At 60.3% G+C, this 13,724-nt stretch carries 9 protein-coding genes; 6 read left to right on the top strand and 3 right to left on the bottom strand.

What is annotated here, in order from left to right; translation table 11 throughout:
- Window positions 1-252 precede the first annotated feature (252 nt).
- The 6 genes from L6758_RS04165 to L6758_RS04140 all read left to right on the top strand — a co-directional run bounded on the left by L6758_RS04165 (window position 253) and on the right by L6758_RS04140 (window position 9,247).
- Window positions 253-2,199 (top strand): BCCT family transporter, encoded by a 1,947-nt coding sequence (locus tag L6758_RS04165; RefSeq protein ID WP_237204610.1) that lies wholly within the window; start codon window positions 253-255, stop codon window positions 2,197-2,199.
- Between the two features lie 306 nt (window positions 2,200-2,505).
- The gene (gene typA / locus L6758_RS04160; protein ID WP_237204609.1) at window positions 2,506-4,419 is read left to right on the top strand and encodes a translational GTPase TypA; all 1,914 of its coding nucleotides are present in this window, start codon (window positions 2,506-2,508) and stop codon (window positions 4,417-4,419) included.
- A 198-nt stretch (window positions 4,420-4,617) separates the two neighbouring features.
- Complete coding sequence (locus L6758_RS04155) at window positions 4,618-5,916, top strand: PIG-L family deacetylase (protein WP_237204608.1); 1,299 nt, start codon at window positions 4,618-4,620, stop codon at window positions 5,914-5,916.
- A 121-nt stretch (window positions 5,917-6,037) separates the two neighbouring features.
- Window positions 6,038-6,361: a ferredoxin gene (gene fdxA, locus L6758_RS04150; RefSeq protein ID WP_135013646.1), complete on the top strand. Its 324-nt coding sequence runs from the start codon at window positions 6,038-6,040 to the stop codon at window positions 6,359-6,361.
- Window positions 6,362-6,609: 248 nt separating this feature from the next.
- On the top strand, window positions 6,610-7,740 hold the full coding sequence (gene dapC, locus L6758_RS04145; RefSeq protein ID WP_237204607.1) for a succinyldiaminopimelate transaminase: 1,131 nt from the start codon (window positions 6,610-6,612) through the stop codon (window positions 7,738-7,740).
- Window positions 7,741-7,966: 226 nt separating this feature from the next.
- Window positions 7,967-9,247, top strand: a complete 1,281-nt coding sequence (locus L6758_RS04140) for a citrate synthase (protein WP_237204606.1) — start codon at window positions 7,967-7,969, stop codon at window positions 9,245-9,247.
- A gap of 86 nt (window positions 9,248-9,333) precedes the next feature.
- Here the strand turns inward: L6758_RS04140 and galE are convergent, their stop codons facing one another.
- From galE to dapD, 3 genes are all read right to left on the bottom strand, one after another.
- Window positions 9,334-10,347, bottom strand: a complete 1,014-nt coding sequence (gene galE / locus L6758_RS04135) for a UDP-glucose 4-epimerase GalE (protein WP_237204605.1) — start codon at window positions 10,345-10,347, stop codon at window positions 9,334-9,336.
- A gap of 118 nt (window positions 10,348-10,465) precedes the next feature.
- On the bottom strand, window positions 10,466-12,577 hold the full coding sequence (locus tag L6758_RS04130) for a 5'-nucleotidase C-terminal domain-containing protein (protein WP_237204604.1): 2,112 nt from the start codon (window positions 12,575-12,577) through the stop codon (window positions 10,466-10,468).
- A 164-nt stretch (window positions 12,578-12,741) separates the two neighbouring features.
- The gene (gene dapD, locus L6758_RS04125) at window positions 12,742-13,707 is read right to left on the bottom strand and encodes a 2,3,4,5-tetrahydropyridine-2,6-dicarboxylate N-succinyltransferase (RefSeq protein ID WP_237204665.1); all 966 of its coding nucleotides are present in this window, start codon (window positions 13,705-13,707) and stop codon (window positions 12,742-12,744) included.
- Window positions 13,708-13,724: the final 17 nt, after the last annotated feature.

Here is a 13,724-nt window from a genome sequence, read left to right as displayed (position 1 = left end):
GTTGGTTTGGTAGTTTTTGACCCCGGTGGTGGGTGTGGTTTTTTGTGGTTTTATAGGCAATTAAGCAGACCAAGAGGATGCCTACTTATTATCAGTGGTGTTATTATTGAAGTGGAACAGGCATCTCTGGCCCCTTCCTGAACCACGCTGTGCGAGCTCCTGGCTCTTTTAGGTGTGGGTGCGGACGCGGCATACGGGGTGCTTTTGCATGTCAACTAGGTCGAAACGTAAGAAGATATAAAGGACACTTTCATGGCTACTACCCAGCAAACTCCGCCCGGCTCGGGCCCCGACCTGCGGAAGGGGGATATCGACGCGGCCGCTAAGGAAAACATGCGTGAAGGTTCCCTGGCGCCCAAGGTCTTTATTCCCGCAGCCGTCATCATGGCTGCCTTTATCGGCATCACCCTGGCCTTCCCTCATCGCACCAAAGAAATCTTCGATGCCCTGCAGGCCGACGTTATTAACTACTTCGGTTGGTACTACGTCGCTATCGTTGCTTTCTTCGTTATCTTTGCCCTCTACCTGGGCTTCTCCCGCATGGGTGACGTCAAACTAGGCGACGACGATGACGAGCCCGCCTACCCCTTCACCACCTGGTTCGCCTTCCTCTTCGCTGCCGGTATGGGCATCGGCCTGGTCTTCTACGGGGCAACCGAACCCCTCATGCACTACGTTGACCCCCGCCCCGGCGTGGGCGACGGCACCAAGGAAGAGATCGCCCAGGCAGCGATGAGCCAGGCCTTCCTGCACTGGGGCCTGCACCCCTGGGCTATCTACGTCATCGTGGGTCTTGCTATTGCCTATGCAACCCACCGCCTCAAGCTGCCTCTCTCTATCCGCTACTCCCTCAAGCCCCTGCTGGGTGACCGCGTAAAAGGTGGCGCAGGTGACGTCATCGACGTTGTCGCACTGGTTGGCACCCTCTTCGGTGTAGCGACCTCTCTTGGTCTTGGCGTTATGCAGATTGCTGCGGGCCTGGGGTATATGAACATCCCCGCCCAGGGTAACGGCTGGCTGGTGGGCATCATCGTGGTGCTCATGGGTATCACCCTCTTCTCCGTGGTCACCGGCCTAGAAAAGGGTATGAAGTGGCTCTCCAACGGCAACCTCATTCTGGCTGCTGTCGTCTGCCTCTTCGTGCTGGTGGTTGGACCCACCCTCTTCCTCTTCCGTAACTTCATCGGGTCCATCGGTAACTACCTGCAAAACGTCGTTGCCATGACCTTCGAGACCCTGGCCCTCTACGGTGTTGACGGTGAACAGTTCCAGGCTGCCTGGACCACCTTCTACTGGGGCTGGTGGATTTCCTGGTCGCCCTTCGTCGGCATGTTCATCGCCCGCGTTTCCAAGGGCCGTTCCGTGCGCGAATTCGTGATCGGTGTGCTGCTGGTACCCGCTCTGACCTCCTTCTTCTGGTTCTCTGTACTCGGCGGCACCGCCCTGCACCAGGAACTTTTCGGAACCGGCACCAGCTTGGTGGGCGAAGACGGTAGCGTCTCTGCAGAGAATGCCCTCTTCCAGATGTTCCACAATCTGCCCGGTGGCGTCATTCTGACTGCCGGTGCGGTACTGCTGATTACCGTCTTCTTCGTGACCTCGGCAGACTCCGGCGCCCTGGTGCTCGGTATGCTCTCCACTAACGGGTCACCTGAACCCAAAACCTGGATCCGCGTTTTCTGGGTACTGGTTGCAGGTGCAACCGCGATCTCCCTGGTTGTCATCGGTGGTAGCGAATCGCTGTCAGCGATTCAAACCGTCGCAATTCTGACGGCCCTGCCTTTCTCGGTAGTGATCGTGCTGATGTGTATCTCCCTCTACAAGGCCCTGAGCGTTGAGCACCGTCTTTTCGTCCGCGCCCAGCGTCGCAATGCTCGCCATGAGATTGAGGCCTCCCTGGCTGAGCAGATCGACGACCGCGTCAACGAGCTGGTTGCCGAAGGCGTCGAAGAGCGCGTCACCGCAGCTGTGGGGGAGCACCTTGACGAACACCTGGATGGCCAGCTCGAGGCCGCCCTGGAAGAAGCCGTGGATAAGGCGGTTGAAGCTAAGGTCGAAGAGGCCGTAGAAAAGGCTGTTGACGAAGTAGCTCTCCAGGTCGATGCAAATACCGCCGCAATCGAACAGATTCGTGCGGTGACCGGATCTATTCCGGTAGTCAAACCCCATGATGTAAAGCAGACACCCTGGAATAAATAGGAAATAGATAGGGGCTTATTCAGAACGGTTTCGCAGGCTCGCGCTCGCTGCCGACCCTCTCGCATGGTTCGCTTCGCTCACAATGCGATTCACGCCAGCCGCCGAGCCAGCAGCTTCGCTGCGAGCCTGCTACACCGCCCTTTTGAATAAGCCCCTAAATTTCTAATGTGTCCCAGAAGATAGCGGCTAGTTTAGGTGCCGCCGGTATAATCAAACCGAAAGCCCTCTGCGCTGGTGCCGAAAATTCGGCAGATAAGCCGCGCACCGGCGTCCTTATCCCCAACATGTAAGCGAGATACTTTCCGCATGTCTGAAACTCAGAACACCGCTTCACGGAGCGACCTTCGCAACGTGGCAATCGTGGCTCACGTTGACCACGGCAAGACCACCATCGTTGATGCGATGCTCAAGCAGACCAACGCCTTCTCCTCCCACGCCGACGTGGAAGACCGCGTCATGGACTCCGGTGACCTTGAAAAGGAAAAGGGCATCACCATTCTGGCTAAGAACACCACCGTGTTCTACTCCGGCCCTGCAGCCAAGGGCGAAGAAATCACCATCAACGTTATTGACACTCCCGGTCACGCTGACTTCGGTGGTGAGGTTGAGCGCGGCCTGTCCATGGTTGACGGTGTTGTGCTGCTGGTGGACGCTTCAGAGGGCCCCCTGCCCCAGACCCGTTTCGTGCTGCGTAAGGCCCTAGCTGCTAAGCTGCCCGTTATTCTGGTTGTTAATAAGGTTGACCGCCCCGACGCCCGTATTGACGAAGTTGTTGGCGAGTCTATGGACCTGCTCCTGGGCCTGGCTAGCGACCTGGCTGATGAGGTTCCCGACCTCGATATCGACGCTCTGCTGAACGTCCCCGTCGTCTACGCTTCCGGTAAGGCTGGCGCTGCTTCACTGAACCAGCCTGCCGATGGCGCCCTGCCCGATAACGATGACCTGGAGCCCCTCTTCGAGACCATCCTGGAACATGTTCCTGCCCCCACCTACGACCCCAACGAGGTGCTGCAGGCTCACGTGACCAACCTCGACTCCTCACCCTTCCTGGGCCGCCTGGCCCTGCTGCGTATCTTCAACGGCACCCTGAAGAAGGGCCAGACCGTTGCCTGGGTACGTCAGGATGGCGAAACCAAGAACGTTCGTATCTCCGAGCTGCTGGCCACCAAGGCCCTGGAGCGCGTTCCCGCTGAGTCCGCTGGCCCCGGTGAAATCGTCGCGGTTGCCGGTATCGAAGACATCACCATCGGTGAAACCCTCACCGACCCCGAGAACCCCAAGCCCCTGCCCCTGATTAAGGTCGATGACCCCGCGATTTCCGTTACCATCGGTATCAATACCTCACCGCTGGCCGGTAAGGTCAAGGGCGCTAAGGTTACCGCCCGCCAGGTGAAGGACCGCCTCGATAAGGAACTTATCGGTAACGTCTCCCTCAAGGTTCTGCCCACCGAGCGTCCGGACGCCTGGGAAGTTCAGGGCCGTGGCGAACTCGCTCTGGCAATTCTCGTTGAGCAGATGCGCCGCGAAGGCTTCGAACTGACCGTGGGCAAGCCCCAGGTTGTTACTAAGACCATCGACGGCAAGGTCCATGAGCCCATGGAGCACATGATTATCGACGTGCCCGAAGAATTCCTGGGTGCCGTCACCCAGCTCATGGCAGCTCGTAAGGGCCGCATGGAAAACATGGCCAACAACGGCACCGGCTGGGTCCGCATGGAATTCGCCGTGCCCGCCCGCGGCCTGATCGGCTTCCGCACCAAGTTCCTCACCGAGACCCGCGGTGCCGGTATCTCATCGTCCTACTCCACCGGCTACGAGCCCTGGGCAGGCGACATCGACTACCGCTCCAACGGCTCCATGATTTCTGACCGCGCCGGCGTCGTCACCCCCTACGCCATCATCGGCCTGCAGGAACGTGGCACCATCTTCGTCGAACCCACCTCAGAGGTCTACGAGGGCATGATCATCGGCGAGAACTCACGCGCCGACGACATGGAAGTTAACATCACCCGCGAAAAGAAGCTGACCAACATGCGCTCAGCTTCAGCAGATAACTTCGAAAACATGACTCCTCCCAAGAAGCTCACTCTCGAAGAGTCCCTGGAATGGGCCCGCGAGGACGAGTGCGTGGAAGTCACCCCCGAAGCCATCCGCATCCGCAAGGTCATCCTGGACTCCAACGAGCGTGTCCGCGAAGCCCGCCGCCGCGCCCGCGCCTAAGGTTACAAAGGCATAGACGCTCTCAGGGCCGTGGCCCGTTCTCCTGAACAGGGGAGCGGGCCACGGCCCTACTGATAGCCACAGGGATAAGAACGAGATAATCTAAGCGCATTGTCAAAACAGCAAACCCAGCTAGAGCTCAGTAAGTAAAGCTAAAATTGCTAGGAACCAAACAGCACCCAGCAGAAAACCGTCACCATGGAACTCGACGCCCAGCCTCATTACCCGGTTGCCGGTGAAGTCATCACCGATACCGCTACTTTTAGCTTGATTCCCGAAGGCCTCAAGCCCAAAGACACCACCGTTCTTTTCGTGCACGCCCACCCAGATGATGAAGCCTCATCGACCGGTGCCACCATCGGCGCTCTTACCGACGCCGGCGTCACTGTATACTTGCTCACCATGACCCGTGGCGAAATGGGCGAAGTCATCGACCCTGCCCTGCGTCATCTCGAAGCAACCCACCCCGCTAACACTGACAGAGGCCATGCCCTGGGTGAGTACCGCACCGGGGAGCTCAAAGCCTCCCTCAAAGCCCTCGGCATCCGCCACCACCTCTACCTGGGCGAGGGGGCGAGTTACCTGCCCGGCGAGCGCACCAGCTACCGTGATTCGGGTATGACGTGGGGGTCGGACGGGCGCGCCATCACCAACCCCGCCGCAGCCGACGATTGCCTCACCCGCCTGCCCCTCAAGCCCCAGGCAGACGCTATCGCCAGCGCTATCCGCGAGATCCGGCCGGACGTCGTTGTCACTTACGACGCGGACGGCGGCTATGGGCACCCCGACCACAAACGCACCTACGAAGCTACTCTGGCGGCCGTCCGCTCCCTGGAGGGAACCCCCTCAGCCCCCACCGCCCTCTGGGGTATCGAGGGCGACCCCAACCCACAAGATACCCGCCAGCAAGCCGTCATCATGGGCAGCATCGACCACAAGCGCGAGGCCATGCGGGCCCACGCCACCCAGATTGTCATCACCAGCGATACCACCTTCGAATACTCAAACGGGGTCTCCCAGCCCATCAACCCCACCGAAACCTACCGCCTACTCTGGGGTACTGCCCAAGCGGGAACCCCCGCGGACGCTGCCCCCGAAGAGAGCGTCGAAGCTCCCGGCCCTATCAACTCAGCCATTTCCGCGATCGCCCTCGGGCTGATTGCAGGTTTTGCCGGAACCATGTACCACGCCCATATCTGGTACCCCACTAGTACGCTCTGGGTACCCTGGGGTGCTGCCCTGGGCATCCTGACCGTGTACTTCGCTTCAACCTGGGTTGCCATTCACACCGAAAAAAACTGGGCAGCAGCCCTGCTCGGTGCCACGGCCTTTATCCTCATCGGCATCTTTGCATTCGCCAAAGGTACCTCAATGCTGGTCTATATCAACCCCATCAACCCGATCGGCACCGCTGGAACTATCTGGGCTCTCGGATCCCTTGTTGCCTCAACCCTGGGAATTATGAGCGCCACTAAATACCGCCGCAATAAAACTTAACCCGGCTCAACAGGCTATCTCATCCATCATAAAAATCTGCCCCCACACCGGTGACCAGATACACTAGAGCACAGTTACCCAACACACCACGCACCGGTGCGTCACCACCAGAAAGGCACCCATGACCTACATCATCGCCCAGCCCTGCGTCGACGTAAAAGATCGCGCCTGCGTCGAAGAATGCCCTGTCGACTGCATCTACGAAGGCGAACGCTCCCTCTACATTCACCCCGACGAATGCGTCGACTGCGGTGCTTGTGAGCCGGTTTGCCCCGTAGAAGCTATCTACTACGAAGACGACGTCCCCGAAGAATGGGAAGATTATACCGCCGCTAACGCTGACTTTTTCGACGATCTTGGCTCACCCGGTGGCGCAGCCCGCCTGGGTGTCATCGCTAAGGACGCCCCCATGATTGCGGCCCTGCCCCCGCAGAACCAGGACTAAACAAACATCAGTCAGCACAAGCAAGTTTGAGATGCTTGTGCTGACTTTTTTATGAGCACCTACACTAGAAATAAACGTGGTGCTTCATGCAACTACCTAGGGTTGGGGCAGCGGCGCGCCTTGGCCAGCGACCCTCTCGCCGCGAGCGCTGGGGCGCTCGAAGCGATTCACGCCAGCCCCGAGCCAGCTGGCTTACGGCACGCCGCACCCCCACCGCACCTGAACATATTCACAAGAGAAAGCAGACCATGCGCGAATTTGGCCTCGACCTGCCCGACTACCCCTGGGACACCATGGCCCCCTACCGGGCTACCGCTGAAGCCCACCCTGATGGGCTGATCAACCTCTCCATTGGAACTCCCGTTGACCCGACTCCTGCTGTGATCAGAGATGCTCTAGCTGGTGCGACCGACGCCCACGGCTACCCCACGACCCACGGTACCCTCACCCTGCGTCAGGCTATCGTTGACTGGTTCGACCGCCGCCGCGGCGTGCCCGGGCTGTCTACCGACCAGGTCATGCCCACTATCGGCTCGAAGGAGCTTGTCGCCTGGCTTCCCTTCCTGCTGGGCCTGGGGGAGGGGGACGTGGTCGTCCGCCCCACCGTTGCCTACCCTACCTACGACATCGGTGCCCAGCTCGCCGGCGCGACCCCCGTGGCGGCTGACTCCCTGGACGAGCTCGATGAGGCGACCCGTGCCCGCGTCCGCCTGGTATGGATTAACTCGCCGGCCAACCCCACCGGCATCGTGCGCGATGTGGATGAGCTGAAAAAGATAGTGGAGGACGCCCGTGCCCTGGGTGCCGTGGTTGCCTCCGACGAGTGCTACGCAGAACTGGGCTGGGGAGAATGGGACGCTGCCCGCGGTGGGAAGCCGGTGCCCTCCGTCCTTGACCCCCGCGTCTGCGGCGAAAGCCAGGACCTGGTGCTGGCAGCTTACTCTCTTTCTAAGCAGTCCAACTTCGCTGGCTACCGCGGCGCTTTTATCGCGGGAGACGCCGCGATTATGGCCAACCTGGTCAACTCCCGTAAGCACGCGGGCATGATTGTGCCCGCTCCCGTACAGGTCGCCATGACCGCAGCGCTCTCAGATGACGCGCACGTTGAGGCCCAGAAAGACCTCTACCGGGCCCGCCGCGAAACCCTACTGCCCGCCCTGGAACGCTTTGGCCTGACCGTCGAGCACTCCGAGGCCGGGCTCTACCTGTGGGCTACAGCGGGGGAGGATACCTGGGCTACCGTCCAGCGCTTTGCAGACAAGGGTATCGTGATTGGCCCCGGCGTTTTCTACGGAACCGCAGGTGAGGGCTATGTGCGCATCGCCCTGACCGGCTCAGATGACGACATTTCCCGTGCCGCTGCCCGACTGTCAGAGTAAAGCAAAACTGTTAATGTCAAATAAGCTCAGCTAAAGAACGTAATGTAGCTTCTGAACGCACACCAATGTGACCCCGCGCATTATTCTGCTGTAATGTAGACCATAGATGACGTGCGTACGTGCACGGTGCGGCCTTCCACCACCCCGCGAAAGCCGCACCGTCCTTTTTTAGAATCCCACTTCATCACACAGCACGTACGTTGCCTCGTATGACAGGAGGAACACAATGACTGAGAACAAAGCGCTGCTGAGCTATGACGGCAAAGAACTGCCCCTGCCCGCAGTAGAAGCAACCGAAGGTAACGGTGCCTTCGAAGTTGCAGGCATGCTCAAAGAAACTGGCAAGGTCGCCTACGACCCGGGCTTCATGAACACCGCAAACGCAAAGTCAGCTATCACCTACATCGACGGTGACGCTGGCATCCTGCGCTACCGCGGCTACCCCATCGAAGAGCTGGCAGAAAAATCCAGCTTCATCGAAACCGCCTACCTGCTTATCTACGGGGAACTGCCCACCCCCGCCCAGCTCGAAGACTTCGACCAGATGATTCGCCGCCACACCATGGTGCACGAAGACTTCAAATTCTTTTTCCGCGGCTTCCCCCGCGACGCCCACCCCATGGCCGTCCTCGCATCCAGCGTCTCAGCCATGTCGACCTTCTACTCTGACTCCCTCGACCCCTTCGACCCCCGTCAGGTAGAAATCTCAACCTACCGCCTGCTCTCCAAGGTGCCCACCCTGGCAGCCTACGCCTACAAGAAGTCCAAGGGCGAGCCCTCCATCTACCCCAAGAACGAGCTCAACTACACCGAGAACTTCCTGCGCATGTGCTTCGGCTTCCCCACCGAGGAATACGAGGTCAACCCCCTGCACGCCAAGGCTCTCGATCTGCTGCTGCTCCTGCACGCAGACCACGAGCAGAACTGCTCCACCTCCACCGTGCGACTGGTCGGCTCCTCAAACGCCAACATGTTCGCCTCCGTCTCAGCCGGCATCAACGCCCTCTACGGCCCCCTGCACGGCGGCGCTAACGAGGCAGTGCTCAAGATGCTCAACCAGATTCAGAAGGACGGCATCAGCCCCGAAGACTTCATGGAGAAGGTCAAGAACAAGGAAGACGGCGTCCGCCTCATGGGCTTCGGCCACCGCGTCTACAAGAACTACGACCCCCGTGCCCGAATCGTCAAGAAGACCGCAGACGAAATCCTCGAAAGCATCGGCGGCAACAACGAACTGCTCGATATCGCCAAGCGCCTGGAAGAGAAGGCCCTCAACGACGACTACTTCATCGAACGAAAGCTCTACCCCAACGTAGACTTCTACACCGGCCTCATCTACAAGGCTATGGGCTTCCCCGAGCACATGTTCACCGTTCTCTTTGCCCTGGGCCGCCTGCCCGGCTGGATCGCCCAGTGGACCGAAGGTATCCAGGATCCCGACCGCAAGATTGGCCGCCCTCGCCAGGTCTACATCGGTGAGAACGAGCGCCACTACCCCGAGCGCTAAACCAGCCACATTGCCAACAACTAAGCCCCGGCGTCCGCACCTCCCAGGAGGTAAGGACGCCGGGGCTCGGCTTTAGGGGCTGCCCGCTACGCTTCGTAGCCCTGGGGGTTATTCTTCTGCCAGTTCCAGTGGTCGCGCACCATAGTGTCGATGTCGCGGGTAGCAGACCATCCCAGATCGGCTAGGGCGGCAGCCGGGTCGGCGTAGGAAACAGCTACGTCACCGGGGCGGCGGTCCACAATCTTGTAGGGCAGTTCCTTACCCGCAGCTTTCTCAAAAGCGTGCAGAACCTCAAGCACCGAGTAGCCGTTACCGGTACCCAGGTTCCAGGTGTGCAGGCCGCCGTGGGTGGTGATGTAATCCAGGGCCTTGAGGTGGCCGTCCGCCAGGTCAACGACGTGAATGTAGTCGCGCACGCCGGTGCCGTCGACAGTGGGGTAGTCGTTGCCGAAAACGTTGAGATATTCGCGGCGACCCACCGCAACCTGGGCGATGAAGGGTACCAGGTTGTTGGGGATACCGGCCGGGTCTTCGCCGATACGGCCGGACTCGTGGGCACCTACCGGGTTGAAGTAGCGCAGCAGGGCAATGTTCCACTTAGAATCTGAGGCTGCTAGGTCGATGAGCATATCTTCGATGTGCTCCTTGGTACGGCCGTAGCAGGACTGGGCGTCCATGTTCAGCTTCTCGGTCAGCGGCATAGACTCGGGTTCGCCGTAGACGGTTGCAGACGATGAGAAGACGATGGAGTGGCAGCCTGCGTCTTCCATGGCGTAGAGCAGGTTAAGGGTGCCGGTGACGTTGGTCTGGTAGTACCAGAGGGGCTTCTCAGCGGACTCGCCTACAGCCTTGAGGCCGGCGAAGTGGATGACGGCATCGGGCTTGACCAGGTTGAAGAGCTGCTTCATCTCGGGTAGATCCAGCAGGTCAACCTTGCGGAACTCCACAGTCTTGCCGGTGAGTTCTTCAACGCGGGCCAGGGACTCCATGGAGGAGTTTGAGAGGTTGTCCATAACGGTTACCTCGTGGCCTGCCTTGAGCAGTTCGAGTACGGTGTGGGAGCCGATGTAGCCGGCGCCTCCGGTAACGAGAATCTTCACGTTTTCCCCTAGTAGACGATTGGTGTTTTCTCTAGCTTACCTGCACTCAGCCCCGCCAGCCGGTAGAAGCGGTGGCGGGGCTGAGCACATCTAGGGTAAAAGGCGCGGGCGCTTACTCCTAGCTGTTCTTGCGGCGGGCGGCGAAGAAAGCGGTAGCGCCTAGACCCAGTAGGAGGGCAGCACCTGCGAGGAGGGGCAGAGCAGTAGCACCGGTGTGGGCTAGTATGCCGCTCTTTCCAGTTTCACGGGCTCCTGCCACAGAGCTCTGGCTGGTGTTAGCGGAGGCCGATGACGCCGGGCTATCGCTGGGAGACGGGGCGGGGGCGTCCGCACTGGGGCTTGCAGTCGGCTCTTCGGTGGGGGCTACCGTGGGCTCAGCCGAAGGAGCAGCGGTGGGGCTGGCGCTGGGAGCCGGGGCCGGGGTCTCTTCGGGTGCCTGCTCGGTGGGCAGGGAGCTGGTGCCGACCGTCCAGTTCTTCACGAAGAAGGTAGCCGGGTCGATGGTCTTGTTGGTGATAGCCCAGTCAATCATGAGGTCGCGTACGGCCTTCTGCTCTTCGTAGACGATGGGAGCAGCGGTCACATGCGGGTAGCCTGAGCCACCGGACCAGCGGTAGTTGTTCAGAGCCAGGATGACCTTCTGGTCATCTGCCAGGGCAGTGCCGTCGGGCAGTATGAGGCCCTCAATGCGCTCGCCGACAGGCTTGGAGATGTTGATGTGGTAGTTGACGCCCGAGAGCACGTCGTAGGAGTAGTCAGGAATACCGCGGGTGGCACCTTCATAGAGGGCGTTAGTGACGGTGGACCAGTCGGTGATCTCAGCACCGGGTTCCTGCTGCTTGTAGTAGCGGGCTGACCATTCCAGGTAGTCCTTGAGCTGGGCGCCGGTGAGCTCTACGGCATAGAGAGTGTTGTCGTAGATGTAGAGGCTAGCCATATCGGCGATGGTCACATCGCCCTGCTTGAACACGGCAGTGCGGGAGAAGGGGGATGCCTCAGCGATGACGGGCAAACCCTCATACTGGGTTCCGGTCAGGGCACGAGTGACTTCTTCGGTCTGAACCATGTTGATGAAATCCAGAACCGCAGTGTCTTCCCAGGCACTACTTGCTGCAGGCATCTCAGCGCTCGCCTGGGCTACCACGGTCTGTACCCATTCGGTGGTCTTCGAGTGGTAGGGCTCGATAGCTGCAAGGACGGACGGGTCGGCAGCGTAGTCACCAGCGTTGAGGGCAAGAGCGGTAGGTTTTTCATCCTCGGTCCACTTGACCTCAATATCGCCGTCAGCTTCCTTGACCAGGGGCAGGGTGACTTCGGAGAGGAAGCGGGCCCAGTAACCGGGCTGGGTGTAGAGCACCGGCTCGCCATTCTTGTTGGTGAAGTATTCCTGGACTTTGTTGGTGACGTGGGAGTGGCCGCCCACAACAAGATCGACGTCGGTGGATTGCTCAGCCACTGACTTGGCGACGTTTTCGGTGAGGTCAGCCGGGTTGTAGGTGTAGCCCTCGGCATCTAGGCCGGTGTGGGCGAGGACGACGACAACGTCGGCCCCTGCGGCCTTGACCTTGGGTGCCCACTCGGCAACGGTGGCGGCGGCGTCCTTAAACTCCAGCTTGCCCTCGACAGTAGCCTTATCCCACACGCGAACGCCGGGGGTCACGACACCGATGACGGCTACCTGGATCTTCTCGCCGCCCACGGTCTTTTCAATCATGGTGTAGGGCTCGTAGGCGGGAGCGCCGGTTGCGGTGTCGATGACGTTAGCCCCGAGCAGGGGCATGGTCAGGTTCTGGGTGTACTGGGAGGCTGCATCGGGGCCATAGTTGAACTCGTGATTGCCCACTACACCGGCGTCATAGCCCAGCAGGTTGAAGACCGAGGCCATGGGGTCAACGCTGGTGGCGGTGCGGTTGTTCTGGTAGTAGGTCTGTAAGGGGTTGCCCTGGTTGGCGTCACCGTTATCGAGCACCAGGGTGGACTCTGTACCCTTTGCTGCCCGGGTCTGGGCGATGGCGGTTGCCAGGTGCTCCATACCCAGAGCCTTAGCACCTTCGCCGTACGGGGCGCCGGTGAAGTAGTCGTAGTTGAGGGCGCGGCCGTGGACGTCGGTTGAGGCCAGCACAGTCAAATCGCCCAGGTCGGTAGTACCGTCTGCTGCAAAAGCTGCGGGAACGAGAATGCTGGAAGAAACCAGGCCAAGACCTGCCAGCAGAGAAAGAGAACGCTTCATGAATAGCTTTCTGATGTGTTGTGAGTGTGTTCTCCCATTGTAAAGACCCGCCCTACCGCTTCAGCGGCAGGGCGGGTCTTGAGCAGATTAATCTTCAGTAAATATCGATGGTTGAAACGGGCTTATAGCGAGTATGAGCCCGTATCGCTCAAGGATGACTCACTTTAGTTAGCGTGCAGCTCTGAGTTCAGCTCCACGGTGTTGTTGGCGCGGGGCAGAACTTCGATAGCGCCGGTCACGGAATTGCGGCGGAAGAGCAGGTTGTTAACGCCGGAGAGTTCCAGGGCTTTGACGACCTTGGGCTCAGCGCCGGGGTTGAGGACGGTCACGCGGGAGCCAGCGGTGACGTAGAGGCCAGCTTCAACCACGCAGTCATCGCCCAGGGCAATGCCGATTCCGGCTTCAGCGCCGAGCAGGGAGCGCTCGCCGATGGAGACACGCTGGGTGCCGCCGCCGGAGAGGGTACCCATGGTTGAGGCGCCGCCGCCGATGTCGGTGCCGTTGCCAATGACAACGCCCTGGGAGATGCGGCCTTCGACCATGGATTCGCCAAGGGTGCCTGCGTTGAAGTTGACGAAGCCTTCGTGCATGACGGTGGTGCCTGCGGCCAGGTGGGCACCCAGGCGGACGCGGTCGGCGTCGCCGATACGAACACCTGCGGGTACGACGTAGTCAATCATACGGGGGAACTTGTCCACGTGGGTGACGACCAGGGCGCCGCGGCGGCGCAGCTTCAGCGAGACGGTGTTGAATTCGCTGGCTAGCACGGGGCCGAAGTTGGTCCAGGCGACGTTGGCGAGAGCACCAAAGAGACCGTCGAGGTTGATGGTGTTGGGGGCAACCAGGGTGTGGGAGAGCAGGTGCAGGCGCAGGTAGGCGTCCGCTGCGTTGGCGGGGGCCTCATCGAGGTTGATGGTGACGTTGACCAGCTCACGCACAACGTTGCGGTCTTCGTCGGCTTCGACCAGGGCTTCGAGGTCGGCTGCTACGGAGTCATCGGGGGTTTCGGTGAGGGCGGGGGCGGGGTACCAGACATCGAGTACGGTGCCTTCGTTCTCGCCGGAGGCGACGACGGTGGCCAGGCCCAGGCCGGATGCTACACGGGTGTTGTTTTCAGTCATGCCTACCAGTCTACGGAATCAGGCGG

The sequence above is a fragment of the Rothia nasimurium genome, assembly GCF_928382285.1.
In the GTDB taxonomy this organism is placed as follows: Bacteria; Actinomycetota; Actinomycetes; order Actinomycetales; family Micrococcaceae; genus Rothia; species Rothia nasimurium_E.
This window is presented reverse-complemented; position numbering and strand designations above follow the sequence as displayed.

Excerpts from the sequence above, each read along its gene's own strand:
- L6758_RS04130 (WP_237204604.1), bottom strand. The coding sequence starts at position 12,577 with ATGAAGCGTTCTCTTTCTCTGCTGGCAGGTCTTGGCCTGGTTTCTTCC.
- dapC (WP_237204607.1), top strand. The coding sequence starts at position 6,610 with ATGCGCGAATTTGGCCTCGACCTGCCCGACTACCCCTGGGACACCATG.
- L6758_RS04165 (WP_237204610.1), top strand. The coding sequence starts at position 253 with ATGGCTACTACCCAGCAAACTCCGCCCGGCTCGGGCCCCGACCTGCGG.
- fdxA (WP_135013646.1), top strand. The coding sequence starts at position 6,038 with ATGACCTACATCATCGCCCAGCCCTGCGTCGACGTAAAAGATCGCGCC.
- L6758_RS04155 (WP_237204608.1), top strand. The coding sequence starts at position 4,618 with ATGGAACTCGACGCCCAGCCTCATTACCCGGTTGCCGGTGAAGTCATC.
- typA (WP_237204609.1), top strand. The coding sequence starts at position 2,506 with ATGTCTGAAACTCAGAACACCGCTTCACGGAGCGACCTTCGCAACGTG.
- L6758_RS04140 (WP_237204606.1), top strand. The coding sequence starts at position 7,967 with ATGACTGAGAACAAAGCGCTGCTGAGCTATGACGGCAAAGAACTGCCC.